Below are 279 nucleotides of genomic sequence, written 5' to 3'. Positions count from 1 at the left end.
CCGTCCTCCAGTCGGGCCATGCTGCGACTGCCGCGTCGATGTCGAGCCTGGAGAGGTCTCGGTCGAGGAACTTCTCGTAGAAGGCGAGCATGGCGAGGGTCCCGATGGCGACCTTGTGCCCGTGGGACAGTGGTGGGTTGCGGTCGGCACCCACGTGGGCCAGCTCCCAGATGTGGCTGAAGTAGTGTTCGGCCCCGGATGCTGGACGAGTGCCGTCATAAACCTGCATTGCCAGGCCTGACAGGATGAGACCTTCCACGAGTCCGGAGAATGCTTCCG

Annotated in this window: 1 pseudogene; it reads right to left on the bottom strand. The window is 63.8% G+C overall.

Going from position 1 to position 279, the window contains the following annotated elements:
* A pseudogene (locus ABS784_RS17070) lies at positions 1-279 on the bottom strand (iron-containing alcohol dehydrogenase); the annotation flags it as partial.

The sequence above is a fragment of the Geobacillus sp. G4 genome (assembly GCF_040327975.1).
Taxonomy (GTDB): Bacteria; Bacillota; Bacilli; order Bacillales; family Anoxybacillaceae; genus Geobacillus; species Geobacillus thermoleovorans.
This window is presented reverse-complemented; position numbering and strand designations above follow the sequence as displayed.